28 protein-coding genes are annotated in these 26,929 nt (G+C 71.9%); 17 read left to right on the top strand and 11 right to left on the bottom strand.

From position 1 onward, the window contains the following. Positions 1-142: 142 nt before the first annotated feature. Positions 143-1,267: an NADH:flavin oxidoreductase gene (locus ACIBUY_RS24250; RefSeq protein WP_399153668.1), complete on the bottom strand. Its 1,125-nt coding sequence runs from the start codon at positions 1,265-1,267 to the stop codon at positions 143-145. A gap of 164 nt (positions 1,268-1,431) precedes the next feature. Here ACIBUY_RS24250 and ACIBUY_RS24255 point away from each other — a divergent pair, with 164 nt between their 5' ends. Then, positions 1,432-1,941, top strand: coding sequence for an XdhC family protein (locus ACIBUY_RS24255; protein WP_399153669.1), 510 nt, complete (start codon positions 1,432-1,434; stop codon positions 1,939-1,941). Positions 1,942-2,007: 66 nt separating this feature from the next. Here ACIBUY_RS24255 and ACIBUY_RS24260 read toward each other — a convergent pair whose 3' ends face one another. Both ACIBUY_RS24260 and ACIBUY_RS24265 read right to left on the bottom strand, forming a co-directional pair. Beyond that, on the bottom strand, positions 2,008-2,727 hold the full coding sequence (locus ACIBUY_RS24260) for a DUF4232 domain-containing protein (RefSeq protein ID WP_399153670.1): 720 nt from the start codon (positions 2,725-2,727) through the stop codon (positions 2,008-2,010). 179 nt (positions 2,728-2,906) lie between these two features. After that, positions 2,907-3,974 carry an SDR family NAD(P)-dependent oxidoreductase gene (locus ACIBUY_RS24265; protein ID WP_399153671.1) on the bottom strand — a complete coding sequence of 356 codons (1,068 nt, stop codon included), beginning with the start codon at positions 3,972-3,974 and terminating at the stop codon, positions 2,907-2,909. Between the two features lie 130 nt (positions 3,975-4,104). On the opposite strand from ACIBUY_RS24265, the gene ACIBUY_RS24270 reads away from it, so the two are divergent. Beyond that, a complete protein-coding gene (locus ACIBUY_RS24270) occupies positions 4,105-5,298 on the top strand; it encodes a sensor histidine kinase (protein WP_399153672.1) in 1,194 nt (397 codons plus the stop codon). Further along, positions 5,295-5,990, top strand: coding sequence for a response regulator transcription factor (locus ACIBUY_RS24275; RefSeq protein ID WP_365565742.1), 696 nt, complete (start codon positions 5,295-5,297; stop codon positions 5,988-5,990). The genes ACIBUY_RS24270 and ACIBUY_RS24275 overlap by 4 nt, the downstream gene beginning before the upstream one ends. 7 nt (positions 5,991-5,997) lie before the next feature. Here the strand turns inward: ACIBUY_RS24275 and ACIBUY_RS24280 are convergent, their stop codons facing one another. After that, complete coding sequence (locus tag ACIBUY_RS24280) at positions 5,998-6,990, bottom strand: GlxA family transcriptional regulator (protein WP_399153673.1); 993 nt, start codon at positions 6,988-6,990, stop codon at positions 5,998-6,000. Between the two features lie 107 nt (positions 6,991-7,097). Between ACIBUY_RS24280 and ACIBUY_RS24285 the strand changes: the two genes are divergently transcribed. The 3 genes from ACIBUY_RS24285 to ACIBUY_RS24295 all read left to right on the top strand — a co-directional run bounded on the left by ACIBUY_RS24285 (position 7,098) and on the right by ACIBUY_RS24295 (position 8,915). Further along, a complete protein-coding gene (locus ACIBUY_RS24285; protein WP_399153674.1) occupies positions 7,098-7,955 on the top strand; it encodes a dienelactone hydrolase family protein in 858 nt (285 codons plus the stop codon). 71 nt (positions 7,956-8,026) lie between these two features. Continuing rightward, positions 8,027-8,590 carry a dihydrofolate reductase family protein gene (locus tag ACIBUY_RS24290; RefSeq protein ID WP_399153675.1) on the top strand — a complete coding sequence of 188 codons (564 nt, stop codon included), beginning with the start codon at positions 8,027-8,029 and terminating at the stop codon, positions 8,588-8,590. 82 nt (positions 8,591-8,672) lie between these two features. Next, on the top strand, positions 8,673-8,915 hold the full coding sequence (locus ACIBUY_RS24295; protein WP_399153676.1) for a superinfection immunity protein: 243 nt from the start codon (positions 8,673-8,675) through the stop codon (positions 8,913-8,915). 8 nt (positions 8,916-8,923) lie between these two features. Here ACIBUY_RS24295 and ACIBUY_RS24300 read toward each other — a convergent pair whose 3' ends face one another. Further along, positions 8,924-10,039, bottom strand: coding sequence for an IS630 family transposase (locus tag ACIBUY_RS24300; protein WP_399153677.1), 1,116 nt, complete (start codon positions 10,037-10,039; stop codon positions 8,924-8,926). Positions 10,040-10,407: 368 nt separating this feature from the next. Here ACIBUY_RS24300 and ACIBUY_RS24305 point away from each other — a divergent pair, with 368 nt between their 5' ends. From ACIBUY_RS24305 to ACIBUY_RS24340, 8 genes are all read left to right on the top strand, one after another. Continuing rightward, positions 10,408-11,082: a 2-phosphosulfolactate phosphatase gene (locus ACIBUY_RS24305; protein WP_399153678.1), complete on the top strand. Its 675-nt coding sequence runs from the start codon at positions 10,408-10,410 to the stop codon at positions 11,080-11,082. Positions 11,083-11,186: 104 nt separating this feature from the next. Beyond that, entirely contained in the window at positions 11,187-14,078 is a 2,892-nt protein-coding gene (locus ACIBUY_RS24310; RefSeq protein ID WP_399153679.1) for a Na+/H+ antiporter subunit A, read from the top strand. Beyond that, complete coding sequence (locus ACIBUY_RS24315) at positions 14,075-14,620, top strand: Na(+)/H(+) antiporter subunit C (protein WP_365575910.1); 546 nt, start codon at positions 14,075-14,077, stop codon at positions 14,618-14,620. The genes ACIBUY_RS24310 and ACIBUY_RS24315 overlap by 4 nt, the downstream gene beginning before the upstream one ends. After that, on the top strand, positions 14,617-16,209 hold the full coding sequence (locus tag ACIBUY_RS24320) for a Na+/H+ antiporter subunit D (RefSeq protein WP_399153680.1): 1,593 nt from the start codon (positions 14,617-14,619) through the stop codon (positions 16,207-16,209). Before ACIBUY_RS24315 ends, ACIBUY_RS24320 begins: the two co-directional genes overlap by 4 nt. Next, a complete protein-coding gene (locus tag ACIBUY_RS24325) occupies positions 16,206-16,793 on the top strand; it encodes a Na+/H+ antiporter subunit E (RefSeq protein WP_399153681.1) in 588 nt (195 codons plus the stop codon). The genes ACIBUY_RS24320 and ACIBUY_RS24325 overlap by 4 nt, the downstream gene beginning before the upstream one ends. Beyond that, complete coding sequence (locus ACIBUY_RS24330) at positions 16,790-17,083, top strand: monovalent cation/H+ antiporter complex subunit F (protein ID WP_399153682.1); 294 nt, start codon at positions 16,790-16,792, stop codon at positions 17,081-17,083. Before ACIBUY_RS24325 ends, ACIBUY_RS24330 begins: the two co-directional genes overlap by 4 nt. Continuing rightward, positions 17,080-17,427 carry a monovalent cation/H(+) antiporter subunit G gene (gene mnhG, locus ACIBUY_RS24335; protein ID WP_365575902.1) on the top strand — a complete coding sequence of 116 codons (348 nt, stop codon included), beginning with the start codon at positions 17,080-17,082 and terminating at the stop codon, positions 17,425-17,427. Before ACIBUY_RS24330 ends, mnhG begins: the two co-directional genes overlap by 4 nt. A gap of 65 nt (positions 17,428-17,492) precedes the next feature. Beyond that, positions 17,493-18,035: an AAA family ATPase gene (locus tag ACIBUY_RS24340; RefSeq protein ID WP_399153683.1), complete on the top strand. Its 543-nt coding sequence runs from the start codon at positions 17,493-17,495 to the stop codon at positions 18,033-18,035. Here the strand turns inward: ACIBUY_RS24340 and ACIBUY_RS24345 are convergent. After that, the gene (locus tag ACIBUY_RS24345) at positions 18,028-18,906 is read right to left on the bottom strand and encodes an NAD(P)H-binding protein (protein WP_399153684.1); all 879 of its coding nucleotides are present in this window, start codon (positions 18,904-18,906) and stop codon (positions 18,028-18,030) included. The two genes, ACIBUY_RS24340 and ACIBUY_RS24345, sit on opposite strands and share 8 nt — an antisense overlap. Positions 18,907-19,001: 95 nt before the next feature. Between ACIBUY_RS24345 and ACIBUY_RS24350 the strand changes: the two genes are divergently transcribed. Then, positions 19,002-19,712, top strand: coding sequence for a TetR/AcrR family transcriptional regulator (locus ACIBUY_RS24350; RefSeq protein WP_399153685.1), 711 nt, complete (start codon positions 19,002-19,004; stop codon positions 19,710-19,712). 16 nt (positions 19,713-19,728) lie between these two features. On the opposite strand, the gene ACIBUY_RS24355 is transcribed toward ACIBUY_RS24350, so the two are convergent. The 4 genes from ACIBUY_RS24355 to ACIBUY_RS24370 form a co-directional block, all read right to left on the bottom strand. Next, positions 19,729-20,949: a cytochrome P450 gene (locus ACIBUY_RS24355; protein WP_399153686.1), complete on the bottom strand. Its 1,221-nt coding sequence runs from the start codon at positions 20,947-20,949 to the stop codon at positions 19,729-19,731. Next, positions 20,933-21,991: a cytochrome P450 gene (locus tag ACIBUY_RS24360; protein ID WP_365575894.1), complete on the bottom strand. Its 1,059-nt coding sequence runs from the start codon at positions 21,989-21,991 to the stop codon at positions 20,933-20,935. Before ACIBUY_RS24360 ends, ACIBUY_RS24355 begins: the two co-directional genes overlap by 17 nt. Before the next feature lie 86 nt (positions 21,992-22,077). Beyond that, positions 22,078-22,158: a tryptorubin family RiPP precursor gene (locus ACIBUY_RS24365; protein ID WP_365575922.1), complete on the bottom strand. Its 81-nt coding sequence runs from the start codon at positions 22,156-22,158 to the stop codon at positions 22,078-22,080. Between the two features lie 145 nt (positions 22,159-22,303). After that, complete coding sequence (locus ACIBUY_RS24370; RefSeq protein WP_399153687.1) at positions 22,304-22,810, bottom strand: cupin domain-containing protein; 507 nt, start codon at positions 22,808-22,810, stop codon at positions 22,304-22,306. Between the two features lie 221 nt (positions 22,811-23,031). On the opposite strand from ACIBUY_RS24370, the gene ACIBUY_RS24375 reads away from it, so the two are divergent. Both ACIBUY_RS24375 and ACIBUY_RS24380 read left to right on the top strand, forming a co-directional pair. Next, positions 23,032-23,799, top strand: coding sequence for a class I SAM-dependent methyltransferase (locus ACIBUY_RS24375; protein WP_365575891.1), 768 nt, complete (start codon positions 23,032-23,034; stop codon positions 23,797-23,799). A 381-nt stretch (positions 23,800-24,180) separates the two neighbouring features. Further along, a complete protein-coding gene (locus tag ACIBUY_RS24380; RefSeq protein WP_365575889.1) occupies positions 24,181-26,310 on the top strand; it encodes an NB-ARC domain-containing protein in 2,130 nt (709 codons plus the stop codon). 28 nt (positions 26,311-26,338) lie between these two features. Here the strand turns inward: ACIBUY_RS24380 and ACIBUY_RS24385 are convergent, their stop codons facing one another. Then, entirely contained in the window at positions 26,339-26,737 is a 399-nt protein-coding gene (locus ACIBUY_RS24385) for a VOC family protein (protein ID WP_365575887.1), read from the bottom strand. Positions 26,738-26,929: the final 192 nt, after the last annotated feature.

Genomic DNA, 26,929 nt, shown 5'->3' on the forward strand with positions numbered 1-26,929 from the left:
CGAGTTTTCCGCTCCCGCCCCGGAAACCCCAGAATCGTGCGCGGACTCTTCACGACTCCCCCGCACCTGACGTCACCGAGCCCCCGAGCGGATGACTCGGGGGCTCGGTCGCGTACGGCTACTGCGCGGTCTTTCGCCGGATTCAGCTGAGCGTCTTCAGCGAGGCCGCGTCGTACGGCTTCAGGTCGTCGTGGCGGCCGGAGAGGATCTTGGCCGCCCACTGCGGGTCCTGGAGCAGGGCACGGCCCACGGCCACGAGGTCGAACTCCTCGGCCTCGAGCCGGTCCAGCAGGTTGTCGATTCCCTTGACCTCGGAACCCTGGCCCTGGAAGGCGCCGGTGAAGTCGCCGTCGAGGCCCACCGAGCCGACGGTGATGGTCGGCCTGCCGGTGATCTTCTTGGTCCAGCCGGCGAGGTTGAGGTCGGAGCCGTCGAACTCGGGCAGCCAGTAGCGGCGGGTGGAGGCGTGGAAGGCGTCGACTCCGGCGGCGGCCAGCGGCGTCAGGATCGCCTCCAGTTCCCCGGGGGTCTCGGCGAGCCGGGCGGTGTAGTCCTGCTGCTTCCACTGCGAGTAGCGGAAGAGGATCGGGAAGTCGGCGGACACGGCGGCGCGGACCGCGGCGACGATCTCCTCGGCGAACCGCGCGCGGGACACCGGGTCGCCACCGTAGGCGTCGGTACGCCGGTTCGTGCCGGCCCACAGGAACTGGTCGACGAGGTAGCCGTGGGCGCCGTGGATCTCGACACCGTCGAAGCCGATGCGCTCCGCCGCGGCGGCGGCCTCGGCGAACGCGGCGATGACATCGTCGAGGTCCTGCTGCGTCATGGCCTTGCCGGTCTGCTCGGCACCCGCGGTGACAATTCCGGAGGGGCCGACGGCGGGGGCCTCCGCGAAGGGCGGCTCGCCCTGGTTGCGCACCATGCCGATGTGCCACAGCTGCGGAACGATCGTGCCGCCCGCCTCGTGCACGGACGCGGCGACCTTGGCCCAGCCCTCGAGCTGCTCCTCGCCGTGGAAGCGCGGCACGCGGTCGCTCTGGCCGGCCGACGCGTGGCCGACGTAGGTGCCCTCGGTGACGATGAGGCCGACGCCCGCCGCGGCACGGCGACCGTAGTAGGAGCGCACGTCCTCTCCCGGTATGCCGTCCGGCGAGAACATCCGCGTCATCGGGGCCATCGCGATCCGGTTCGGAACGGTGAGCCCGTTGATCGCGATCGGGCGGGACAGGATCCGGGCCGCGCGGGAGGCGGGGGACGTGTCGGTCACGTGAAGGCTCCTCGTGAGTGACTGGATCAGCCTTGCGGCCGTCCGGCTGGTATGTGCACGCGCATTGTTGCACCTCCTTAAGTAAGGGTGAGTGGGTGGCCTCGCATTCCCGGCCCGGAAGGAAAAGATCACGAAGTGTCGCGCTCGTGCGCCAGACTTCGGCCATGACCACCACGCACGAACCGTCCCCCGAGCCTTCCTCCGAGCCTTCCCCCGACGCCGTGGCGCACGGCGCCACGCCCGCGAACCGGCCCGAGCGCACGCTGGTCGCCGTGTTCGACTCCCCGGTCGCCGCGTTCCTGCTGCGGTACGCCGCCGATGCCGGATTCCGGACCGTGCTCGTCGATCCGGCGCAGGGCAGGCCCGTGCCCGCCGACCTCGACGACACCGCCGACATCGTGGTGACCGATCACCACCGCCCCGAGCTGGGCGAGGTCCTGCGGGACGCGCTGGCCACGCGGGCGCGCTGGATCGGCGTCATGGGCAAGGCCTCGGTCGCTCCGCCGCACGTGCCCGCGCTCCGTGCACTCGGTGTACCGGAGGTCGAGATCGCCAAGGTGCACCGGCCCATCGGGCTCAACATCGGGTCTCGTACGCCCGCGGAGATCGCCGTCGCCACGCTCGCGGGGCTGCTCGCCGACCGCAACGGCAAACCGGGCGGGTTCGCCTTCTGATCTGCCGCCTTCTGATGTGGGTCCCCCGTCGTTCGATGGACTCGGTGGATGGGCGGCCTCTCGGCGTCAGCCGCCCTGGCCCGCGCTGCCGATCGGGCCGACCTTCACCTGGGAGCCGCCGCCCTCGGTGACGGGCAGTGTGGCGGCGCCCGGCCAGGCGAGGGTGACCGTCTTCGTCTCGTCCGGCGGGGTCACCAGCAGGCCCGTGATCCGCACGCCGGAGCCACCGGAGGTGTTGGCCGGGTAGGTGATGCCGAAGGACACCGACTCCCCGTTCTTGAGGACGCCGGACGTGGACTCCTGACCGGTGCGCTGCGCGGACAGCGAGCCCGCGGAGGTCTTCAGGTCGACGCCCGCGTACCCGGAGATGGAGCAGTCCCGGCCGCTGATGTTCTTCAGGGTCACCGCCACGGAGCGGTCCTCGTCGCCGCCGATGGTGCTGTCACTCGCCGTGATCCGCAGCCCGTCGGTACGGCACTTGCCGGACTTGCCCTGCGCGCCGGATCCGGTCCCCGCGGTGGTGCCCTTGCCGCCAGAGCCAGAGCCAGAGCCGGAGCCGGACCCGGAGCCCGAGGTGGAGCCCGTGCCTGCGGAAGCTTCGCCGCCGCCCTGGTCCGAACCGCCACCGGCCGAACCCGAACCACCGGTCGAGGACGATCCGGTGGACGCGGTGGAAGAGGACGACGGGGTGCTCTGTCCCTTGCCGTCGTCCTCGCTCTGGCAGGCAGTGAGCGAGAGACCCGCGGCAACGGCCAGGGCGGCGAAGGTGAGCTTGTGAACGCGCATCGTTTCTTCCTCAGTGTCGGTCGCGGTCGATTCCGAGCACCAAGACCGCCCGGCCCGGCGGCGCGTTCCGACCAACTGCCCCCCAATACATTCCTGTTACACACACGGCCGGAACACCGCTCACTGGGACAGACTCGTGACCCTGCGGATCTTGACCCGAACCCCGCTGACGGCCCTCCTCAGTTGACACTCGGATTGATCATCTTCCGGCCCGCGGTGCTTCCACCGTCGACGCTCACCGAGGCCCCCGTCATGTACGGGAAGTCGTCAGAGGCGAGGCCGAGCACCGCATGGGCGATCTCCTCGGCGTCCGCCATCCGTTCGAGACCGTCCACGTTGAGCGGGCCCCAGGCCTGCTTGTACGTCGCCCAGTCCGCGTCCGGAATTCCCGGCGGTCTGACGAAGGGAGTGTCGGTGGTGCCGGGCAGCAGGGCGTTGACCCTGATCCCCTTGGGGCCGTACGCGAGTGCCGCGGACTTCACCACGCCCTGGATCGCCCGCTTGCTGGCGGTGTAGGCGGCCCCGTTCGGCCGGGCCTGTTCGGCGGCCGACGACGAGGTGCAGATGATGACCCCGCGCCGCGCCTTGAGCAGGTGCGGAATCTCGTACTTGATGGCGAGGAACACGCCCCGGGCGTTGGTGTTCTGGACGTCGTCCCACTCCTCGACGCTCAGCTCGTGGGGAAGCTTGGTGCTGCCGATGCCCGCGTTGTTGAAGGCAACGTCGATACCGCCGTACCGGCTCGCGACCCGGTCCACGAAGTCGCGCACCTGGGCGGCTTCGCGTACGTCGGCCTGAAGGTAGGTGGCTTCGCCGCCGGCGTCGCGGATCTCCCGCTCCACCTGACGTCCCAACTCGGCCCGCCTGCCGCAGAATCCGACGTGCGCGCCGGCCGCAGCAAAGGCCTTCGCGGCCGCTCTGCCGATGCCAGAGGTGGCACCGGTGATGATCACCGACTTTCCCTGGAAGCGGCCGCCCCTGGTGCGGGAGGCGGACCGGGCGTCGCCGACCGCCGGGGTCGCACCGCCGAGGGCCGTGCTCGCCAAGCCGAGGGCGGCGGCCCCGCCGAGGAGGGTCCGTCGTCCCGTGGCGCGGGGGTCCGCGTGCGCACCACTTGCTGCATCCGGGTCCGTGTTCGCGTGCGCACCCCTCGCTCTGTCCGGATGCCTGTTCGTGTTCGCGCCGCTTGCCGTGCCCGGCTTCTCGTTCGCGCCGCTCGCCCTGTCCGGGTTCTCGTTCGTCGTCATGGTGATCACGTTGGCAGTCCGTCCCGGGCCGTCGGCTCCCCCAGCGGGCCGAACCTTGCGGCCTGTGGGAGGAGATGCCCTCCTTCCACAGCAGGACCCCCGGCTCGGGGCAGCCGCCTATCGTGAGCGCGTGAACCGATCTTGGCTCGAGCCCGCCTTCGACAGCGGCTTCGCCGTCATCCGCGCGCTGGTGCTCGCCGGCGTGCTGATCGGCGACGTCCTGCTGCTCCAACCTGCACCCACGGCAGGGGACTTGGTCGTCGCCGGGATCGGAGTGGCGCTGTGCCTGGTGGCGGGACGGTGGGTGTTCGGTGCGCTGCTGGCTCAGTCGGGGCTGCTCGTCGTGGCCGATGCACTGGGTGCGAGCACCGTCTCCTCGTTGAAGGTGCTGGCCGCCGTCACCCTCTTCGAGTTGGCGCTGCGCAGATCGGGGCGCCCGCTCGCCCTCGGTGCGGCGGCGCTGGCACTCGCCGTCGCCGCCAACCGCGTGGAGGACCTCCCCGCTGAACTCCTGCCCGTCCTCTACAAGATGGGCATCGTGGCGGGTCTTCCCCTGCTGCTCGGCTCATACGTACGGGTGACCCGCGACGCCGCGCGGCGCGCACACGAGGACGCTCGGCAGCAGGAACTCCGCACCGAGGAACAGCTTTCGGCGGCACGCGCTGCGGAACGTGCCGCGATCGCACGGGAGTTGCACGACCTCGTGGCCCACCACGTGTCGTCCATGGTGTTGCGCGTCGGTGTGGCCCGGCACGTCGTCGACGCCGCGGGCACCGCCGACCCGCGCATCACCCAGGTCCTCGACGACCTGCACTCCAGCGGCAGCGCCGCCCTGGCCGACCTGCGCGGCCTGGTGACCGTGCTGCGCGCCCCGCACGACGCCCGCGACGACACCGGCCCCCTGGTCACTCCCGGCGCGCTCCGGGCCTCGTTGGAAACCGTGGTGGAGCGCAGCGTGCAGACCGGCCTCGGTGTGACCGCCTGCCTGGATCCGGGCCTCGCGCGGCTCGACGCGGTACGGGGCCAGGCGGTCCTGCGCCTGGTCCAGGAGAGCCTGGCCAACGCGGCGCGGCACGGCGGGCCCGGCACCCACGCCGAGCTGGTCGTGCAACTGGACGAGTACAGCGTCCGCGTGACCGTCGAGGACGACGGAGCGGGCAGAGCCGGACCGACGGTCCCCGGCGCATCGGGACACGGCCTGATCGGCATGCGGGAGCGTGTGCACGTGCTCGGCGGCCGGCTGGACGCCGCCCCCGCCGGTCTGGGCTGGCGCGTCACAGCCCAACTCCCCCTCCCCGTACCGCAGATGGAGACCCAGCAGTGATCCGCATCCTTGTCGTCGACGACCAGCAGCTGGTGCGTATGGGGCTGCGCATGCTCTTCGAACAGGTCGAGGGCATCGAGATCGCGGGCGAGGCCGACAGCGGTGCGGAAGCCGTGCGCCTGGCCGACCGGATCACGCCCGATGTCGTCCTGATGGATCTGAGGATGCCGGGCATGGACGGCATCACGGCCACCCGCCGCATCCTGGCCGCACGCCCCGCCACGCGGATCGTCGCCCTCACCACGTTCGACGACGACGATCACCTGTTCCCGGCGCTCACGGCCGGTGCGTGCGGCTTCCTCGTCAAGGACACCCCGCCTGCCGAACTTCTGGACGCCGTACGCCGGGCCGCCGCCGGGGAAGCCCCGTTCAGCCGGAACGTCCTGGACCGCCTCGTCACCCGGGCACTCCACTCCCGCTCCGATGACGACTCCGATCCGCACGATCCGCACGATCCGCACAGCCCGGTCGGCTCGCACGACCCCGCCCTCGTACCGGACATCACGCCCCGTGAACGCGAGGTGCTCGGCCTGCTCGGAACAGGACTGTCCAACAAGGAGATCGCCGACCGTCTGCACCTCGGCGTCACCACGGTGAAGACGCACGTGGCGAACCTGATGGCGAAGACGGGCCGGGACAACCGGATCCGCCTCGCCGTCCTCGCCGTTCTCGCGGGCGTCACCCCCGACTGAACACCCGTTACGCGGTGGGCCGTTGGGCGTGGTCGCGCCGCGTGGCCCGGTAGACGCCGGGCTGCTGTCCCACGTGGCGGGCGAAGATCCCGCTGAAGGTTCCCGCGTCGCGATAGCCGACGTCGCCCGCGATGCTGCCGACCGTCCTGTCGGTCGTCTCCAGCAGGTGCCTGGCCCGGTTCACCCGCGCACCGTGCAGGTACGCGAGAGGGGTGCGACCCGTCTCGTCGCGGAACCGGCGGAGCATGGTTCTCGTACTGACGCCGAACTCCCCGGCCAGAGCCGTCAGGTCGTAGCGCGCCGCGAGACGCTGGTCGAGCCAGCGCATGACGTCGCGCGCGAAGCCGCGCCCCACCGTCGGAAGGAGATCCACGTCGACGTAGGGCGCCTGCCCTGACCGGGTGTCGTCGAGGAGTGCGACGCACGCCGTGCCGCGGGCGACGCGGGGGCCGTCGTGTTCACGTACGAGCCGCAGCGCGAAGTCGTACATGGCGCTGAAGGCCGCGGTGGTCGTCACGCCGCGGTCGGTCACGACGAGTTGCTCGGGGCGGACGCGCACCTGCGGGTGGCGGCGGGCGAGGCGGTCGGCGTACAGCCACGACGTCGTCGCCTCCCGGCCGTCCAGGAGTCCGGCCTGCGCCACCAGGAACGCGCCGACGCACAGGGACACCACGGCGGTGCCCGCGGCCGCCTGCTCCCGGATCGTGGCGGTCTCCGGTGCCAGTTCCGCGAGTGCCGCGTCGAGGTCGAGTGAGGGGTGCAACTCGAAACCCGGCACGATCAGGACGTCCGCCGGCCGCACCGCCGAGACGTCCAGGCGTGCGCCGCCGGACGCGGTCACCCGCCGCCGCGGTGACACCACCGACGTCGCGTAGGCCGGCGCGACGGCCCCCTGGGCGGCTGCGATGTGCGAGGCCATGGTCAGGAGGTCGAGCACGCCGAACACCTCCGACGCGAAACAGCCGGAATAGGCGAGGACACTCACCCGCAACGGACTCACTCCCCCCTCCCCCTCCCCCTCCCCCGGGCGACAACTGGCGGTATCTCCCGGTCACTTGGCGATATCGCCGATTCTCCGGAGGGACAGCATGCGGCCATCCTTCCGTCATGACAACCACGCAAGGCCGACGCGACCACTCCCTCGACGACTCCCTCGACGACTCCCTCGACGACTTCGAATGCAGGGAGTTCGCTGTCGAGAAGGCCACCAAGAAGGTCTACGTCGCCGGTTCGGGACCGGCGGTCGTCCTCCTGCCGGAGATGCCGGGCATCAGCCCCGACGTGGCCCGCCTCGCCCGCTGGATCCGCGACGCCGGATTCTCCGTGTACGTGCCTTCGCTCTTCGGTGTCGACGGGGCCTACCCCCTCGCGGATGCGGCCGAGACCGTCGTGCGGCGCGCCTGTGTCAGCGCCGAGTTCCGGGCGTTCGCGGGTGGCGGCACCAGTCCCGTGGTCGGCTGGCTGCGAGGCCTGGCCCGCGCGGCGCACGCCGAGCGCGGCGGCCCCGGAGTCGGCGCCGTCGGCCTGTGCTTCACCGGGAACTTCGCCCTGACCATGACCCTCGAACCCGCCGTCATCGCCCCGGTGGTCAACCATCCGTCCCTTCCGCTCGATGATCCCGGGGGCCTGGAGATGGACGACGAGGATGCCGCCGCCGTGGCCGAACGCGTCAGGCGTGACGGCCTGAAGGTGCTCGCCTACCGCTTCGAGAACGACACCTGGTGCACGGGCCGCCGCTTCGCCGCCTACCGAGCGCTGCTCGGCGACGCCTTCGACGGCCGTGTGCTGCCCGACGACGCGGCGCGCACCGACCCGCCGCCCTTCTTCCGTGACGTCGTCGGCTGCGCCCACAGCGTCACGACGGCCCACCTCGTCGACCGGGACGGCCACCCCACCGTCCAGGCCCGCGACGAGATCATCGCGTTCTTGGCGGAGCGGCTCGCACCCGGGACGCGGACTCCCTGACGGCACAACTGACGACTGTGCAGGTCCGAGGGCCGTAGGGTCGAACGACCCGGCACCGAGGAGGACTTCCGATGCGCAGCGTGATGTACTCGATGGCCGTTTCGCTCGACGGCTACGTCATCGGGCCGGACGGCGACTTCAACTGGACGGCGCCCGACGACGAGGTCTTTCGCTTCTCCATCGGGGAGATCCAGGAGGTCGGGGTCCATCTGATGGGCCGGCGGCTGTACGAGACGATGCTGTACTGGGAGACCGCCGCCCAGGATCCCTCCCTGGACGCTGACCGGCGCACCTGGGCCGCGCTGTGGAATCCGCTCCCGAAGGTGGTGTTCTCCCGCACGCTGACGTCGGTGCGGGGGCATGCCCGGTTTGCCTCCGGCGGCCTGGTGGAGGAGATCGGGCGGTTGCGGGCCGAGCCGGGCGAGGGCGCCATCGCGATCGGCGGCGCCGCCCTCGCCGCTCAGGCGGCCGAGCTGGATCTGATCGACGAGTACCGGGCCAGGGTCTACCCGGTGCTGGTGGGCGGCGGCGTCCCGTTCTTTCCCCGGCACGAGCGCCGGGTGGATCTCGAGCTCGTCGAGACCCGCGCCCTCAGTCCGCGGGTCGTCTACCTGCGTCATCGCGTGAAGCGCTAGTGCTGTGACCGGAAACGATCACCGGGTTGGTGTCGACCGGCCTCGCATCCGATGGCCCGGGGGACGCAGATAGGGTGGACCGGTGCTCTCAGACATAGGTCTTTTGGAGCTGACGGGCATGGCCCTGGTGGCGCTGCTCATCCTCAGCGTGCCGTCGCTCGTCGCCTGTCGCAGGAGGGTTCAGCGCCTGCGGTTGGTCATCACGATCAATGCGATCGGCGCTTTCACTGGTTTGTTCTGGTTTGTCGCCCTGTTCATGGCGATGTCGATGCCCACCCGCGACGCTGACTCAGTGCTGGCCCCGGGCGGTCAGCCGGGCGTGTGACCGGGGGCTTATACGGCGAGAGGGCGTCCGCCCCAGCGGATGCCTTTCTCGCTGCGGACACGGGCTCGCTCGCGTCGCTGAGCGGCGAGGACGTCGGGGTGCCGGGCGTTGTGGTTGCGCCAGCGCAGATAGCGGTGCAGCGCGCGGGTCTGGACGGTGTGGTTGGGGTGGTGGGAGTTGGCGAGGGTGAACTGCCGCAGTGGTCCGAAGTGGGCCTCGATCGGGTTCGCCCAGGAGGCGTTCGTCGGTGTGAAGCACAGCTCGACCTTGTTCTTCGCTGCCCAGCGGCGGATCCGCCAGCTCTTGTGCGCGGACAGGTTGTCCAGGATGACGTAGATCGGGGCGCCGTCCGGGCGGGCCGCGCGGATCGACTTCAGCGCGGCCCAGGTCGGGTCGATGCCCTTGCGGCGCCGGTTGACGCCCCACAGGGTGTCGTCGCCGACGGAGTAGCAGCCGTGGAAGTAGGTGGTGCCATGGGTGCGGTGATAGGTGGCCGGCAGCCGGTCCGGCCTGCCCTGCGTCGCCCAGCAGGACCCGGCGGTCGGGCGGATGCCCAGGGGGCCGAACTCGTCGAAGGCGAAGGTCCGCTCGGGCCGCTGGGTGAGCGCGTACTCAATCCGGTCCAGCTTGGTGTCGAAGTCCGGGTCGCTCGATTCCTTCCACGTCTTGGTGCGCTGGAAGGTGATCCCGCGGCGGGACAGCAGGCAGCGCAGGGTTTCGCGTCCGATCCGTATGGGGCGGCTGACGTTGCGCCGCAGGTGGTCGGCGAGCTTGCGGATCGACCATCGGGTGAAAAGCTTGCCGAGCTTGGCGGGGCGGGTGGTGGCCGTCTGGATGACGAAGTCCTCGTCGTCATCGCGGAGCAGGCGGGGACGGCCTCCCGCCCATCGAGGGTCCAGGCAGACCAGCCCGATCTCGTTGAACTTGTGGATCACGTCGCGGACGGTGTCCTTGTCGGCTTGGACGAGCCGGGCGATAACCGGGACGCTGTTCCCGCTCGCCGAGGCCAGCAGCATCATCGCCCGGCGGAACCGCACCGTGCTGGTGGTGCCTCGCCGCACGATCCGCTGCAGCTTATGCCCCTCCTGCTCGGTCAGCCTGCGAACCCTGACCGGCTCCGCCATCCCGCCTCCCCGCGCCGATCGGACGTGTCGTCACATCCAACCGGCGCGAGACCAGTCAGCGCCAACCCGGTGATCGTTTCCGGTCACAGCACTAGGGCGTGTCTTCAAACTCCCGTCGTCGCCCGGAGGGCGGCCTTGCGGCGTCTGGTGCGTGCTCTCGGCGTGCCGGGTGCCGACCCTCGTACTGGATGTACTTGGGTCTGCGCCCGGTGCGGCGAGAGTGCGTGCCAGGCGTCGTGAGGCTGGGGGCACCTCCCAGCGTTAGCTGGGGGAGGGAGTTTGAAGACACGCCCTAGATCCCGACGCCCGTACCGGAAGATCGTCAACGTGCCTTGTGGAGCGCTTTCGTGGGGTGCGACGATCTCCGCATGGACGTGCGTGTGGTCGGGATACCCGGCGTGGACGGCACCGAGAAGGTGGCCGTGGTGATCGATGTGATGCGGGCGTTCACCACTGCCGCGTGGGCCTTCCACCGCGGCGCGGAGAAGATCGTCCTCGCCGCCGGTGTCAGCGAGGCACTGGCGCTCAAGGCAGCACACCCGGGCTGGCTCGCGCTCAAGGACGGGGCGCTCTCCGACGGGTTCGACCTGGTCAACTCCCCCGGTCTGCTGCGGGAGGCCGACCTGACCGGCCGTACGGTGATTCAGAAGACCACGGCGGGAACGGTGGGTGCCCTGGCGGTCGTCGAGGCGGAACTGGCCCTGTGCGCGAGCTTCGCCGTGGCCGGCGCGACGGCCCGTGCTCTGGTGCAGGCCGGTGCGGAGTCGGTCACGTTCGTCGCCACCGGCGAGGACGGCCGCGCCGTCGAGGACCTGGCGTGCGCCGACTACCTGACCCAACTCCTGGCAGGGGACCGCCCCGACCCCGGCCCTCATCTGGACCGTGCCCGCACCTCCCCGGCCGCGGACGACCTGCGCGCCGGGCGGCGCAGCGGCGCACACCCCGACGATGTGGAGCTGTGCGCGGAGGTGGACCGGTTCGACTTCGCCATGCGGATCGGCCTCGAGGACGGCATGGCGGTGCTGCGGCCCTACCGGACGTGATCGCACGCGCAGTTCGGCGCCCACCGCGCACGGGCCGCAAACCATGAGGGATCACTCGGCGCGCCCCACCCCTTAAGACCGTTTGGTCCCGATATGCATGGTCCATGACCGTGCTGGTCCTCGCTCATTTCGCCCTCGCGCTCTGTGCCGCCCCGCTCGTCCGCCGGGCGGGCCCGCGTGCGTTCCTCCTGCTCGCCGCGGTGCCCGCGGCCGCGCTCGCCTGGGCGCTGTCCCAGTGGAGCGAAGTGGAGTCGGGGCACGCACCCACCGAGGAATGGACCTGGATCAAGGCGTACGACGTCGAGGTCGCGTTCCGGCTCGACGCACTGTCGATGGTGATGGTGCTCCTCGCCGCCGGGATCGGCGCCCTGGTCCTGATGTACTGCGCGGGCTACTTCGCCCCCGGGACACGGCAGTTGGGCCCGTTCGCCGGAAACCTCCTCGCATTCGCGGGCGCGATGCTCGGGCTCGTCCTCGCCGACGACCTCATGATCCTGTACCTGTTCTGGGAGTTGACGACGGTCCTGTCGTTCCTGCTCATCGGCTACGACAGCGAGCAGCGGGCAAGTCGCCGCTCGGCCCTGCAGGCGCTGACCGTCACTTCGGTGGGCGGACTCGCGATGTTCGTCGGATTCCTCATGCTCGGTCAGCTGGCCGGGACGTACCGCATCTCGCGGATCGTCGAGACGCCGCCCGCACCGAGCGGCGTCCTCACCGCCGCCGTCGTGCTGATCCTGTGCGGGGCGCTGGCCAAGTCGGCGGTGTGGCCGCTGAGTCTGTGGCTGCCCAACGCCATGGCCGCACCCACCCCGGTCAGCGCCTATCTGCACGCGGCGGCGATGGTGAAGGCGGGGGTCTACCTCGTGGCACGCCTGGCACCCGCGTTCGCGGACGTCACCCCGTGGCGGCCGCTGCTGCTGACGCTGGGCACGGCGACGATGCTGCTCGGCGGCTGGCGCGCGCTGCGTCTGAACGACCTCAAGCTCGTCCTCGCGTACGGCACGGTGAGTCAGTTGGGCTTCCTCGTCGTCCTCGCGGGCGCGGGTTCGTACGACACCGCGCTCGCGGCCATCGCGATGATCCTGGGGCACGCGCTGTTCAAGGCGCCGCTGTTCCTGGTGACGGGCATCGTCGACCATGCGGCGGGGACGCGTGATCTGCGGCGTCTTTCGGGCGTGGGGCGGTCGTTGCCGTGGGTGTGCGCGGTCGCCGTCGTGGCGGGTGCCTCGATGGCGGCGCTGCCGCCGCTGCTGGGGTTCGTGGCGAAGGAGGCCGCGTTCGACGCCCTGTGGCACGGGAGCGTCGCCGAGCGGTGGGCGCTCGCCCTGATCGTCGTCGGTTCCGCGCTCACGACCGCGTACACGCTGCGCTTCCTGTGGGGCGCCTTCGCCCGCAAGCCGGGCGTCGCCGACACTCCCGTGCACCGCGTCGGTCCGGCGTTCCTCGCCGCGCCCGCGCTGCTCGCCTTCGGCAGTCTCGTGCTCGGTCCGGCGATCGGCGAACTCGCCGGTCTCTTCGAGCAGTACGCGCACGCCTTCCCGGTGCCCGAGCACCCGTACCACCTCGCGCTGTGGCACGGCTTCGGGGCCGCGCTCGGTCTGTCGGCGCTCGCCTGGGCGGGCGGCGCCGCCCTGTTCCTGGCGCGGGAGCCGGTGGTGCGGCTGGGGCGGCGCCTGGCCTGGCCGAAGGCCGACGAGGCGTTCGGCCGGGTCGTGCTCGGCCTCGAGCGGACCGCTCTCCAGGTGACCGGCGCCGTCCAGAAGGGCTCGCTGCCCTCGTACGTCGCCACGGTCCTGGCGGTGATGCTCGCCGGGCTCGTCGCGGTCCTCGCCACCGACCGGCCCTGGCACGCCACCCCCGCGCCCCGCGCGTGGGACTCCGTGTGGCAGCCCGCCGTCGGGGCGCTGACCTGTGCCTGCGCGCTGATGTGTGTCGTGGTGCAGCGGCGGATGAAGGCGGCCGTGCTCGCCGGTCTCACCGGCTACGGCACGGCGACCCTGTACGTGGTGCAGGGCGCGCCGGATCTCGCGCTCACCCAGTTCGGCGTGGAGACCGTGTCGACGGTGGCGCTGGTGCTCGTCCTGCGGCGGCTGCCGGTGTTCTTCGGGGACGGGAACAAGGTGCGCCGCCGCCTCACCGCCACGCTGCTCGCGCTGGGCAGCAGCGCGGTGGTGGCGTGCGCGGTGTGGCTGGCCGCGGGGGCGCGCCGGGCCGCTCCGGCCGGGGCCGCCATGACGGAGGAGACCGCGCACCACGGGCTCAAGGACGTCGTCGCGGCGATCCTCGTCGACTACCGGGCCTGGGACACGATGGGCGAGTCCGCCGTCCTCGCCGTCGCCGTGCTCGGCGTGACCAGCCTGCTCTACGTGCACCGCCGGCAGGGCCCGACGGCCGCCGCCCCGGCCCGGCTGCCCGGCGGCGTGACCGCGTGGTCGCTCGCCGCGTCCCGGCTGCGCGTGCCACCCGCGTACCGGCCGGGCGCGCCCGAGCACAGCTGGCTGGTGGCCGGGGACACGCTCGCGCCCGAGCACCGCTCGGTGGTCTTCGAAGTGGTGGCCCGCCTGGTGTTCCATCCGATCCTGATGCTGTCGGTGTACCTGCTGCTGTGCGCGGAGAACCTGCCGGGCGGCGGTTTCGTCGGCGGCCTGGTCGCCGGGGTCGCCCTGATGATCCGTTATCTCGCGGGCGGGCGGCACGAGTTGGCCGCGGCGGCGCCGGTCCACCCGGGGTTCTTCACCGGTCTCGGCCTGGCCCTGTCGACGGGCATCGCACTCCTCGGCCTGGCCGACGGAACCGTGCTGCACGCATGGACCTGGCACGGGCACCTGCCGCTGATCGGCGACTGGCACGCGGGCACCGCCGTCCTCTTCGACCTCGGGGTCTACCTCCTCGTGCTCGGCGTCGTCCTCGACGTCGTCCGGGCCCTCGGCGCCAAGATCGACCAGCAGACCGAGTACCGGGCGGGCCTCGCGCTCGCGAGTCGGGAGCAGCGATGAGTGTCAGTGCGACCCTGTTGGCCTGCGCCGTCGTCCTGACCGGCGTCGGCGGCGTGCTCATCCTCACCCGCAGCCTGACGCGGGTGCTGATCGGCGTCATCGTCTGCGGCAACGGCGTCAATCTCTTCGTCCTCGCCTCGGCCGGTCCCGCCGGACTGCCGCCGCTGCTGTATCCCGGGGTCGCCCACTCCCGGGTCACGGACCCGCTGCCGCAGGCCATCGTGCTGACGGCGGTCGTGATCACGCTCGCGACGACGGCGTTCGTGCTCGCGATGGCGTACCGCAGCAGCCAGTTGACCGGTTCGGACTTCGTGCCGGACGACATCGCGGACCACCGGGTGGTGCTGCGTGCCCAGATCGCCGCCGAGCGTGCGGAGCTGCGCGCCCAGCACCAGGGCGAGGGTCCGCGGGCCTGGCGCGACGAGCGCCGGGAGCAGCGCCACCGGATCCGCACGGACCGCGCCCTGCAGGCACGGGCCCGGGACTCCTCCGGCGACCTGTGGGACGACGTACTCGGCACGGACCCCAAGGACACCCGGTGAACACTCTCGTTCCGCTGCCCGTCGTACTGCCGCTCACGGTGTGCGGCCTGAGCCTGTTCATCGGGCCGCGGCTGCGCTGGCTGCACCGGATCATCACCATCGGCGTGCTCGCCGCGGTCGTCGCCGTCGACCTGGTGCTGCTCGTCGAGGCCGACCGCACCGGGCCGCTCGCCGTCCACCTCGGCGACTTCGGGCCGCCGCTCGGCGTGACGCTGGTCGCCGACCGGCTCGGTGCGCTGATGCTGACCGTGTCCGGCGCCGTGACCCTCATCGTCCTCATTTACGCGCTGGGCCAGGACATGGCCGACCGCGAGGACAGCGCGCCGATCGCCGTCTTCCACCCCGCGTACCTGGTCCTGGTCGCCGGGGTGTCGCTGACGTTCCTCGCGGGTGACCTCGTCAACCTGTACGTCGGTTTCGAGATCATGCTGATGGCCAGCTTCGTGCTGCTGACGATCGGCGCCACCGAGCCGCGCGTGCGCGCCGGTTCCACGTACGTCGTCGTCTCGCTCGTCTCCTCCCTGGTGTTCCTGTCCGGCGTGGCCGTCACGTACGCGGCGGCGGGCACCGTGAACTTCGCGCAGCTCGCCGTGCGCGTGCCCGAACTCCCCCTCGGCGTAAGGACGATGGCGGAGGTACTGCTGCTCACCGTGTTCGCGGTGAAGGCGGCCGCGTTCCCCGTGGCCGCGTGGCTGCCCGACTCCTATCCGACGGCGCCGGCGCCGGTGACCGCGGTCTTCGCGGGGCTGCTCACCAAGGTCGGCGTGTACTCGATGATCCGCACCGAGACCCTGCTGTTCCCCGGCAACCGGCTCTCGGGCGTCCTGATGGCGGTGGCCTGTGCGTCAATGCTCATCGGGATCCTCGGGGCGGTCGCCCAGACGGACCTGAAGCGGCTGCTGTCGTTCACGCTCGTCAGCCACATCGGCTTCATGCTGTACGGGCTCGCGCTCGGCAGCCGGGGCGGCATCGGCGGCGCGATCGTCTACACCGCGCACCACATCACCGTACAGACGACGCTGTTCCTGGCCGCGGGCCTGCTCGAAAAGCGGTACGGGACAACGGAGTTGACGCGGCTCGGGGGCGCCGCCCGGACGGCTCCGCTGCTCGCGGCCCTGTGGTTCGTGCCCGCCATGAGCCTCGCCGGGATCCCGCCGCTGTCGGGGTTCATCGGGAAGCTGGGGCTGATGCGGGCGGGTGCGGCGGACGGCGGCGGGTGGGCGTACGTCCTGCTCGGCGCGGCCGCCGTGACGAGCCTGCTGACGCTCTACGTGGTGGTGAAGGTGTGGAACCTGGCCTTCTGGCGCGCCGCACCGGTACGTGAACTCACGCCGGACGGCGACGTGTTGGAGGAGAGCGACGATCCCGACTCGGCGCCGGACGAGGGTGCGGGGGTGGCCACGGCCACTGCTGTGTGCGTGCGCACCACCGCCCGGGTCCCCCGGGTCATGACCGCGGCGACCACCGCCGCGGTCGCCCTCGGCCTCGCCTACACCGTCCTGGCCACGCCGCTCGCCGGCCTGGCGGACCGCTCCGCCGCCGAACTCCTCGCCCGTACCCCCTACGTCCAGGCGGTGCTCGGACCGTGAACTCCCCCACTCCCACCCCGCGCCGGCGCCGCTTCGACCTGCCGCTGACCGCCTGGCTGACCGTCATCTGGATGCTGCTGTGGTCGGGTCTGACCTGGGGCAACCTGATCAGCGGCGTCGTCGTCGCGGTGATCCTGTGTCTCGTCTTCCCGCTCCCGGCCGTCGACCTGGAGCTGCGCCTGCGGCCGCGCGGCATCCTGCGGCTCGCCGGTTATCTGCTCTACGACATGGTGGCCTCCAGCGTCACCGTGACGCGGCACGCCCTGGCCGGACGGCACAGGCCGGCCGCCGTGGTGCAGGTGCCGCTGCGCTGCCGCACCGACCTGATGATCGCGGCGACCGCCGTCGCCGTCTCCAGCGTGCCCGGTGGTGCGCTCGTCGAGGTCAACGCGACGACGGCCACGCTGTTCCTGCACGTCAGCGACGCCGACGTGCCTTCGGCCGCGGACCGCGCACGCCACGACGCATGGCGTCTGGAGGCGCTCGTCGTCCGGGCGTTCGGCACCCGCGAGGAGATCGCCCGGATCGCGGCCGACCCCTCACCGAGCCCGACTCCCCCTCCCGGAAAGGCGACCGGCCCGTGACCCTGGCCAACGACATCCTGCTCGACGCCGCGCTGGTGCTGATCCTGCTCGCCGGCGTGCTGCTGCTCATCCGCATCTGGCGCGGCCCCTCGATGCTGGACCGGGCCGTCGCCGTGGACGTGGCGGCCGTCCTCATCATCGCCGGGATCGGCGTGGACGCAGCGATCACCCGGACCCGCTACTACCTGTCGATCATGCTGGTCCTCGCCTTCCTGGGCTTCACGAGCTCGGTGGGCATCGCCCGGTTCATCGCCGTACGCGACCGCGCCGCGGTCAAGGAGCGCCCGTGAACACCTGGCAGCAGGCGGCCGACCTGGCCGGTTCCGTCCTCCTCTTCCTCGGCGCCGCGGTCTGTCTGGCCGGTGTCATCGGCATGCTGCGGCTGCCGGACGTGCTGACCCGCAGCGCCACCGCGACCAATCCGCAGACGTTCGGCATGCTGCTGCTCCTGACCGGGGTGGCCCTGCGCCTGCGCTCGGGGGTCGACCTCGGCACGCTCGCCCTGGTCGCGTTCTTCCAGCTCCTGACCAGCGCCGTCGCCGCGCATCTGGTCGCGCGGGCCGCGTACCGCACGGGCCAGACCGGCGAGTGCGCGCTGCTCTACGACGAACTGGGCGGACGTCCGCGGCCGTAGCGGCGGATGGCACCATGGGCGAGCCGCGTGCAGCCACCGGTTCAGCAGAGGGAAGGTGGGCCCCCGTGGACTCCGAACCGGGTTCGGCCGTCGTCCTGATCACCGGCGTCATGGCGTCCGGCAAGTCCACCGTGGCCGAGCTCCTGGCCGCACGGCTGCCGCGGGCCGCACATGTGCGGGGTGACGTCTTCCGGCGGATGCTGGTCTCCGGCCGGGAGGACCTGCTGCCCGAGGAGACCGCCGAGGCCAGGGCTCAACTCGAGCTGCGCCAGGGCCTGTCGGCCCTCGTGGCCGACGAGTACGCGCGCCACGGGTGGACCGCGATCGTCCAGGACATCGTCCTCGGGAAGGACCTGGCCGAGTTCGCCGCCCGCGTACGGACACGCCCGTTGTACGTCGTCGTGCTCGCACCCTCGGCCGCTGCGGTGCGCGCCAGGGAGGCCGGCCGGCCGAAGACGGGGTACGGCCCCTGGACCGTCGAGGCCCTCGACCGCGTCCTGCGCGAGGAGACTCCGCGCATGGGGCTGTGGCTGGACACCTCGGACCAAACACCGGACCGGACGGTCTCGGCGATCCTCACCGCCCTGCCCGCCGCCAGGGTCACCTGACGGGCGGCGCCTCCTGGCCGACGGCAGCGCGCAGGACGTCCTCCAAGGGCGTCGGCGCATGCCCGAGCAGCGAGCCGAGCGTGGGGTCGACGGCCGCGAACTCGCCCTTGCGGCTTGCCCGGTGGAGGCCCAGCAGGAGATCGGCCTGGTGCTCGGGTGCACCCTGCGCGACGAGCGCGTCCCGGAACTCCTCGTCCCCGACGACGACGCGCTCGATGCGCCGCCCGGTCAAGCGGGAGGCGAGCGCGGCGACGTCGGCGAGGTCGAGGGCCCGCTCCCCGGTGAGCGCCGGGGTCGGCCCCTCGAAGCGTCCCGCGTCGGCGAGGACGATCGCGGCGGCCTCGGCCAGGTCGGCGTGGGCGGTCCAGGACACGGGGCCGTCCTCGGGAGCCACCAGGCGGCCGGTCTCGAGCGCGTTGCCGAGCATCATGACGGCCGACGCCGCGTAGAAGCCGTTGCGCAGTGACGTGCAGGCGATGCCGGACTCCTGCAGGGCCTGCTCGGTGGCCGCGTGGTCGGGCATGGGGACGAACGGCGAGTCGGGGTTCACGCCCATGTGGCTGGTGTAGACGACGCGTCGTGCACCTGCCGCGACGGCCGCGTCGATCGCGGCACGGTGCGCCGAGACGGCGGGGGCTCCGGTGGTGTCGGTCGACACGAGCAGGAGCTGCTCGACCCCTTCGAAGGCATGGGCGAGGCTCGCGGGGTCGGTGAAGTCGCCGCGGCGGACCCGCACTCCACGCGCCCGCAGGGCGTCCGCCTTCTCGGGATTGCGGACGCTGACGCCGATCCGGTCGGCCGGGACGCGTGCGAGCAGCCGCTCCACGACGTCGCGGCCGAGCTGCCCGGTGGCTCCGGTGACGATGATCATGATGACCTCCAGCAAGAAACGAAAGCTGCGCTAACAGAATTCACGTTAGCAGCGATAACGTATCGACGCTAACGGACTACTGTTACCGTTGTCACATGAGTGCTGACGCCGCTGCTCAGGGCGGTTCCCGGGAGCGCATCCTCACGGCCACCGCCAAGCTGCTCGCCGAGGGGGGACAGGAGGCCGTCTCGACCCGTGCGGTCGGTGCGGCCGCGGGGGTGCAGGCGCCCACCATCTACCGCCTCTTCGGCGACAAGCAGGGCCTGCTCGACGCGGTGGCGGCCGAGGGCTACGCGGCGTACCTGCGGGACAAGGCCGAATTGGAACCGACCGGCGACCCGCTCGCGGACCTGCGCGCCGGCTGGGACCTGCACATCGGCTTCGCTCTCGCCAATCCGGCCCTGTATCTGGTGATGGCCGGCGGACTGCGGCCGGGTGCGACGCCTCCCCCGGCCGCCGTCGCCGGGTTCGAGGTGCTGGCCGAGCGCATCCGGCGGGTCGCCGAGGCGGGGCGCCTGCGCGTGCCCGAGGAACGCGCGGCGCAGTTGGTGCACGCGGCCGGCGACGGGACCGCCGTCACCCTGATCGGTCAGCCCGAGGACCGCCGCGACCCGGAGCTGTCCGTGCTGGCCCGGGAGGCGGTGATCGCGGCCATCACCACCGACGCGCCCGCGACGCAGCAGCCCGGGCCCGCCGCCGCGGCCATCGCCCTGCGCGCCGCGCTTCCGCACGCACACGGCCTGTCCGCGGCCGAACGGGCCATGCTGCGCGAGTGGTTGGACCGGATCAGCTCCGCCACCGGCTGACGCCGGGCACGCCCCGTCAGCGCAGCAGGACCGGCAGGCCGAGCAGACCTCGGTGGCGCGGGTTGTCCTGCCATGCCGGGGCACCGTCCGGGTCCGCCAGGCGCAGTGCGGGAAAGCGGCGCAGTACGTGCGTGAGGGCGACCTCGGCCTGGAGGCGGGCGAGCGGGGCACCCAGGCAGTGGTGAATGCCGTGGCCGAACGCGAGGTGCCCCGTGGTGTCGCGGGTGAAGTCGAAGCGGTCGGGGTCCTCGAAGACGTCCGGGTCGCGGTTCGCGGCCAGTAGCGCGATCTGGACGAACTCCCCGGCCGGGATCGTGGTGTCCCCGATCGTGACCGGCTGCGTGGTGTATCGCAGGCTCGCGAGGGCGAACGGGCTCTCGTGGCGCAGGACTTCCTCGATCAACCCGGGGAGCAACGTGAAGTCCTCGCGTACGGCGGCGAGTTGACCGGGATGAGCGAGCAGGGCGTACAGGCCGTTCGCGAGGAGGTTGGCGGTGGTCTGGTGGCCCGCGACCACCAGCAGGAACGCCATCGAGGTGACTTCCTCGTCGGTGAGGCGGTCGCCGTCGTCGCGCGCTGCGACGAGAGCGGACAGGAGGTCGTCGCCCGGCCGGGCCCGCTTCTGGTCGATCAGCGCGCGCAGCCGGTCGAGCATCGCCTCGGCCGTGGGGACGGACACCTCGCCGTCGCCCCCGTCCCCGGACACCGTGTGCCCGCGGACCTGGAGGATCCCCGGCCCGTCCGGGTCCGCGCCGAGCAGGTCGAAGATCACCGCCAGCGGCAGCGGAAGGGCGAATCTGCCGATCAGCTCGGCCTCGTCCGTCCCCTCCAGGGCGTCGAGCAGTGCGGTGACCCGGGCCTCGATCCGGGGGCGCAGCGCCGCCACCCTGCGCTGCGTGAACGCCTGCTGCACGAGGCGGCGCAGCCGGGTGTGGCGCGGCGGATCGGAGTTGAGCATGTGGGTGGTGAGCGCGCCGCCGGGCCCGTGCGTGGGCAGACCCGCGTGACGGGCGAACGCCTCGGTGGCGCCGTCCTTGCTCAGCCGCGGGTCGGTGAGGGCCGCCCGGCAGGCGGCGTGCCCGGTGACGACCCAGCCGGCCAGCGGTACGGGACCTTCGAAGCGGACCGGGTGGGCGCCGCCCTTCTCGCGCCAGTACCGATAAGTGGCGTGCGGGGCGCGGGCGAAGGACCCGTCGACCGTCTCGGCCGCGTCGGGCGGCTCAGGCGGCGACGGCACGGCGCGGCGCCTTCCTCACCCGTACGTCCTCCACGCCGAGGAGCCCGACCAGGGGCACCTTGGCGGACGTCTGCCCGGGGTCGACCGTCAGGTCCGACGCACGGACGAGGTCCAGGAGGAGTTCGGCGAGGGGCATCACCATGTGCCGGCCCCAGCACCGCTCGGAGGAGTGCCCGAACGGAAGGTAGCCGGGGGTCGTGTCGGGGTCGAGGGAGTCCCAGCGCTCGGGGCGGAACGCGTCGGGGTCCTTCCACAGGGCCGGGTCCCGGTGCGAGAGGAGCGGCAGCAGCAGGACGTCGTCGTCCGGTCCTATGCGCGCGTCGATCCCGGGGTACTCGGGGCAGGCGTTGCGCAGGATGTTCCACGACGGGGGCAGCAGCCTCATGGCCTCGTGGAGGATGTTCCGGTTCGGCACGTCGGGGTCGAAGGGCGCTCCGAGCCACAGCGCGTTCGCGACGAGCGTGGAGACCGTGAAGCACACCGGGGCCGCGGCACGGCGGTACATGCCCATGGCGTAGCGGCGCTCGTGGTAGCCGGTGGCGTCTGCGGTCAGGCCCGCGATCGCGGTCGTCGGGGCGCCCTTGCGGCCGTTGCGACCGATGCGGCCCGGGAGCGCGGCGCCCGCGGCGATCACGGCCCAGGTGAGTTTGGGGGTCAGTTCGAGGTTGCGGCTCATCAGGATCCGCAGCCGGTAAGGATCCTGACCGAGGATCAGATCGCGCAGGAACAGATGACCCCTGAGCGGCCACACGCCGGACAGGTCGACGTCCTCGGGGCGGGGCCGGGTCCCGTTCAGTGCCTCGCGCACGTCACTGCCGATGGTCCGCATCACCGAGGAGGCCTCGCCGCGCGTGATCGAGCGCCCGTGCAGCGGCTTGAACGTGGGCCGTTCCGTCTCGGTGGCGCGGCGGGCCGCGAGGATCCGGTCGGCGACCTCGGGGCCGGCGATCCCGATCGTGTCGGGTTCGAGCCGGAAGAGGTCCTGTCCGAGGTGGTCCCGCAGCAGGGCCGCGAGTCGGGGGTGGAACACGGTGGCGCGCATGAGGGTCTCCGGGAAGGCAGAGCGGGCCGAGAGGGCTGGCGACGGGCGGCGTCGTCCCCGCCGTGCGGCGGGGACGACCTCTCGGCCTAGTACCAGAAGTACCAAGCGCTGGCCTTCAGGCTCTTGTTCGCGGACACCTTGTTGCGAAGGGCGAAGAGAAGCTTCATCACTGCACCCCCTTTCCCGGTCGAGAGGTCACGCACTTCCTCACGCAGAGGCTGTGCGCAGCTGGCCCCGCAAGGCTGCGCCCGGGAGATCAACAAATGATGAACGCGCAGGTCAGGGCGCTGACTTGGGAGGCCCCCGGTCCGCTCACTCGAAGTCCTCGACGAAGTAGCTGTCGTGCCGGATGCGGAACTCCTTGAGTTCCTCGCGGCCGCGCTGCGCCACCTCCGCGACGCGCTCGAAGTACTCCTCGCGGGGGCCGCCCGGGGAGAAGAGCATGAGCATGGACATCGGCTCGTCCGTGACGTTCCTGAAGCCGTGCAGGCCGCCGACCGGGACGTACAGGAAGTCGCCCTCCCGGCCCGTGACCCACTTGTCGCCGTCGTAGAGCTCCAGTTCACCGGAGAGGATGTAGAAGGACTCCGACATCGCCTTGTGGAAGTGCGGCTTGGCTCCGGCGGACCGGGCGCCCAACTCCGCCTTGAACAGCCCGAATTCACCGCCGGTCGACTCATGGGTGGCGATGAAGTGGGTGGCACCGCCGGGCGAGGAGACGTCCGGCGGGGTGCTCGCCAACCGGAAGGTGGCGTTCACTTCGCCCTTGTCGCCGTGGTAGCGGGGCTCCGGGTACTCGAGGTCTTCCGGGAACGACATGGTGTGCTCCTTGGTAGGTCTCCCCCACAGTGGCCTCTGCGGCCCCCGAGCAGCATCGGGCCTACGGATGATCATGAGCCGCGGCGGACGGAGGACCCGGGACCTAGGCCCCGGTCGAGGTACGCGTACGAGCGGCGGAACCCGGGCCGCGGAACCCGGGAGTCGGGAGTACCGTCGGCCGGGTGAGCGGACACGATGCGAATCGGCGGTGGACCGGGTCCATGCCCGAGACCTACGAGCGCCACCTGGTACCCGTCTTCTTCCGGCCCTTCGCCGCCGACCTGGCGGCCAGAGCAGCCCTGCTGCACCCTCGTGACGTCCTGGAACTCGCCGCCGGTACGGGGGCGTTGACCTCCGCCGCGCTCGCCGCCTCACCCGAGGCGTCCGTGGTGGCGACCGACCTCAACGCGGCGATGGTCACCGCCGGTGCCGCGCGGGTGCCCGGCGCGAAGTGGCGGCGGGCGGATGCCCAGGACCTGCCGTTCGAGGACGGCACCTTCGACCTCGTCCTGTGTCAGTTCGGGGTCATGTTCTTCCCCGACAGGCCCGCCGCCTACGCCGAGGTGCGCCGGGTCCTCGCCCCGAACGGGCGCTTCCTGTTCAACAGTTGGGGCCCGCTGGCCACCCACGGGTTCGGGGCCGCGTTCCAGGCCGCCCTGGAACGGGTGGTTCCCGACGGAGCCCCCTCCTTCCTCCGCGACGTACCGCACGGCTACGGCGATCCGGCCGTGGTGGCCGGGGACCTCGCGGCCGCCGGTCTTGTCCTGGACACGGCGGTGGAGGTGACGTCGGTCGGCGTCGCGGAGTCGGCCGCTTCCGTGGCCACCGGCTTCCTCGCCGGGACGCCGGTGAGCGCCGCGCTGGGGGCCCGTCCGGACGCGGGGGCCTTCCAGGCGGCCGTCGCCCGGGAGATGACGGACCTCCTCGGCACCGGCCCGGTGACGGCACCGATGACGGCGACGGTCTACACGGCACGCCCCGAGGTCTGACGGCAGGCGTGCGGGGACGGGTGCCGCGGACGGAATCCGGCCGAACTCCCGGCGCGCAGCCCCGAGTTCCCACCCGGCCCCTGCTGGGAATCCGCGGCGTACCGGGGATGCGCATCCGGCCAAGCTTTCCCGAGGCGCGGGTCCGGGGCGCCGGATCTCCCTACGGTGGGTGGTGGCCGCCGCGGAGGGTCCCCCGTCCCCCGCGGCGGCTCTCCGCTCCTCTGCGTCCCACGATCGCCTCCGGCGCGCGGCTCCCGCGCAGGAGCGCCCGAAGTCAACTGCACGTCGGATACCGCTCGCGGTTCGTCGATAACTCTCCCGCCGGGCCCGCCGAGTTGATAGCACTGTCGGTACAAGGGGCCTCGGCGCGGGAGTGGAACGATGGCGGCAGACAAGCAACGAGAGCGGCGGGTGGGCGATCTGCCGCGGGAGAACGGTGAACTGGTCGGCCGAGTGACCGAGTCGGCGCAGATCTCGGAGGCGCTCGACGCGCGCCGCGTGGTGACGCTCGTCGGGGTCGGCGGCGTGGGCAAGACCCGGCTGGCGCAGAGCGTCGCCGCCCGGATGGAGCCGGAGCCCAGGGACGGGGCGTGGTGGATCGCGCTGTCGGGCCTGCGCGACGGGGAGTTGCTGCCGCACACGATCGCCGAGGCGCTGCCGATGGCGCACCAGACCGCCGTGCCGGTGGTCGACGCGCTGGCGCACTATCTGGCCGAGCGCGACGTCCTGCTGGTCCTCGACACGTGCGAGCACCTCACGCAGGAGATCCGGCCCGTGGTGGAGCGGCTGATCGGGGCCGCGCCGGGTCTGCGCATCCTGGCCACGAGCCGGCGGCCCCTGGGGCTCGCGGCGGAAGAGGTCCTGACGGTGCAGCCGCTGCCGGTCCCCGGTCCTGCCAAGGGGCCGGGCGGCGGGCCGGACGCCGACGCCCTGGTGCTGCTGGCCGAGCGGGCGGCGGACGCCTCGCCCGGGTTCGCGATCAGCGAGGCGGACCGGCCCGATCTGGAGCGGCTGTGCCGCCAATTGGAGGGCCTGCCGCTGGCGATCGAGCTGGCGGCCGCCCGGCTGCGGGAGCTGACGCCGGCCGAGCTGGCCGACCGGCTCTCGGACCGGGTGTCGGACCGGTTCGAGGTGCTCGGCGAGGCCAAGGCCGCCATCGAGCAGGCGGATCCCCTGTGGCACCAGGCGCTGCGCACGGCGATCGGGTGGAGCCACCAGCTGTGCACGCCTGCCGAACGGCTGCTGTGGGCACGCCTTTCGGTGTTCGTGGGCAGCTTCGACACCGAGGGCGTCGTCCAGGTGTGCGGCGACGACCGCCTGCCGCAGGAGGAGATTCCCCAGCTGCTGGCCGCGCTCGTGGACAAGTCGATCATCACGTGGCAGCCGACGGCGGCCGGTGAGCGCTATCGGATGCTGGACACGATCCGCGAGTACGGAGAGGGCTGGCTGCGCAGTCTGGGCGAGGGGCGGGAGTTCCGCCGCCGCCACCGCACCTGGTACCTGCGCCTGGCCCGCGAGGGCGACGCCGCCTTCATGGGGCCCGACCAGTACATCTGGTACGAGCGGATGCACGCCGAGTTCGACAACCTCCGTCTCGCGCTGGACTCCTGCCTCGGATCCGCCGAGAGCAGGCTCGGCCTCGGCATGGCCGCGGACCTGTGGTTCCTCTGGTACGCGTGCGGTCTCGCCCGGGAGGGCAGGCACTATCTCGACCGCGCCCTGGAGGCGTTCACCGGACCCAGCCCGCTGCGGCTCAAGGCCCTCTACGCACAAGGGCTGGTGCTGACCGAGCTGGGCGACCTGCCCGCGCTCGAGGAGTGCGCCGTCGAGTCCACCGCCCTCGCGACACGGTTCGGTGAGGCCGAGGACAGCCTCGCCAAGTCCGTGGCCGCGGTGGCGGCGGCGCTGCGCGGCGACGCGGTCACCGTGCTGAAGCTGACCGACGAGCTGTACGCCCGGCACAGCCGGTCGCCCGAGGCCATGCTCAGCGTGCCCGGCCTGGGTTCCCTCTCCGTCGGCAGTCACGCCCGCATCGCCATGGGCATGGCCGAGGAGGCCCTGCACGGTCTGGACGAGATGCGGCGGGTCTGCGACGAGTCGGGCGAGAGCTGGATGCGCGCGTGGGGCGACTCCATCCGCGCCCAGGCGGAACTGGCCCTGGGGCGCGTCCAGGACGCCGAACGCTCCGCCCAGGCGTCGCTGCGGGTCAAGCACCGGATGCACGACAGCTTCGGCTCCGGCATGTGCCTGGAGGCGATCGCACAGTGCGCGATCGCCGAGGGCGAGGCCGAACGTGCGGCCCGACTGCTCGGCCTGGCACACCAGTTGTGGGACACCCTCGGCCGGCCGCAGGTCGGCATCCCCACCTGGGTGGCGGCCCACGAGGACTGCGTCGGCCGCACCCGGGAGGCGCTCGGTGAGTCCGCGTACGACCGCGCCTTCCACACCGGCTACCAGACCGACCTCGACGCGGGCATCGCCGAGGCCCTGGACAACGTAGTACCCGCGTAGGGAGGCGTGCCGGAGTCAGCCCTCGAAGTCAGCCCGCCGGCAGGACCTCGGCGATCTCCCACACGTTCCCCGACGGGTCGGCGAACGCCGCGGTCCGGCGGCCCCAGGGGCGGTCGACCGGGCCGTTGAGCAGCTGTACGCCGTGCTGTTCGAGCTCGGTGCATACCGCTCTGGCGTCCGCCACCTCGATGGTGAACAGCGCCCGGGCTCCTGACCGTGCGTCGCCGACCGCGGCGGGCGCGACGAGCTCCGGCGCGTTCGCCACGGTCAGTACGTTGATCAGCACGTTGTCGAGTGCGACCACCGCGGAGTCCTCGTTCTGGAACACGACGTCCAGGCCGAGGACTTCGGTGTAGAAGGCCGTCGTCGCGGCCAGGTCCTCGGCGAACAGCGTGATGACGTCGAGCTTGCGCAGTCCCTTGATCATTGCGTGCCTCCCAGGTGCTTGCTCGTACTTGCTCGTACTTGCTCGTACTTCCGCGGCTTCCACGTGCTCCCTCGTAATGAGAGACACCCTGCCAGTCGGCACTGACAATCGAACCGTCCGCCGGAGACGGGTCAGACGGAGACACGTCCGGCGGAGCAGCGCGCCAGGCATGCTGCGGGCCGCTCGCGTGCG

The organism is Streptomyces sp. NPDC050085 (assembly GCF_044460595.1).
Lineage (GTDB): Bacteria > Actinomycetota > Actinomycetes > Streptomycetales > Streptomycetaceae > Streptomyces.

Excerpts from the sequence above, each read along its gene's own strand:
- ACIBUY_RS24260 (WP_399153670.1), bottom strand. The coding sequence starts at position 2,727 with ATGCGCGTTCACAAGCTCACCTTCGCCGCCCTGGCCGTTGCCGCGGGT.
- ACIBUY_RS24310 (WP_399153679.1), top strand. The coding sequence starts at position 11,187 with ATGACCGTGCTGGTCCTCGCTCATTTCGCCCTCGCGCTCTGTGCCGCC.
- ACIBUY_RS24365 (WP_365575922.1), bottom strand. The coding sequence starts at position 22,158 with ATGAAGCTTCTCTTCGCCCTTCGCAACAAGGTGTCCGCGAACAAGAGC.
- ACIBUY_RS24380 (WP_365575889.1), top strand. The coding sequence starts at position 24,181 with ATGGCGGCAGACAAGCAACGAGAGCGGCGGGTGGGCGATCTGCCGCGG.
- ACIBUY_RS24315 (WP_365575910.1), top strand. The coding sequence starts at position 14,075 with ATGAGTGTCAGTGCGACCCTGTTGGCCTGCGCCGTCGTCCTGACCGGC.
- ACIBUY_RS24290 (WP_399153675.1), top strand. The coding sequence starts at position 8,027 with ATGCGCAGCGTGATGTACTCGATGGCCGTTTCGCTCGACGGCTACGTC.
- ACIBUY_RS24360 (WP_365575894.1), bottom strand. The coding sequence starts at position 21,991 with ATGCGCGCCACCGTGTTCCACCCCCGACTCGCGGCCCTGCTGCGGGAC.
- ACIBUY_RS24370 (WP_399153687.1), bottom strand. The coding sequence starts at position 22,810 with ATGTCGTTCCCGGAAGACCTCGAGTACCCGGAGCCCCGCTACCACGGC.
- ACIBUY_RS24285 (WP_399153674.1), top strand. The coding sequence starts at position 7,098 with ATGACAACCACGCAAGGCCGACGCGACCACTCCCTCGACGACTCCCTC.
- ACIBUY_RS24305 (WP_399153678.1), top strand. The coding sequence starts at position 10,408 with ATGGACGTGCGTGTGGTCGGGATACCCGGCGTGGACGGCACCGAGAAG.
- ACIBUY_RS24265 (WP_399153671.1), bottom strand. The coding sequence starts at position 3,974 with ATGACGACGAACGAGAACCCGGACAGGGCGAGCGGCGCGAACGAGAAG.
- ACIBUY_RS24385 (WP_365575887.1), bottom strand. The coding sequence starts at position 26,737 with ATGATCAAGGGACTGCGCAAGCTCGACGTCATCACGCTGTTCGCCGAG.
- ACIBUY_RS24350 (WP_399153685.1), top strand. The coding sequence starts at position 19,002 with ATGAGTGCTGACGCCGCTGCTCAGGGCGGTTCCCGGGAGCGCATCCTC.
- ACIBUY_RS24345 (WP_399153684.1), bottom strand. The coding sequence starts at position 18,906 with ATGATCATCGTCACCGGAGCCACCGGGCAGCTCGGCCGCGACGTCGTG.
- ACIBUY_RS24255 (WP_399153669.1), top strand. The coding sequence starts at position 1,432 with ATGACCACCACGCACGAACCGTCCCCCGAGCCTTCCTCCGAGCCTTCC.
- ACIBUY_RS24375 (WP_365575891.1), top strand. The coding sequence starts at position 23,032 with ATGCCCGAGACCTACGAGCGCCACCTGGTACCCGTCTTCTTCCGGCCC.
- ACIBUY_RS24300 (WP_399153677.1), bottom strand. The coding sequence starts at position 10,039 with ATGGCGGAGCCGGTCAGGGTTCGCAGGCTGACCGAGCAGGAGGGGCAT.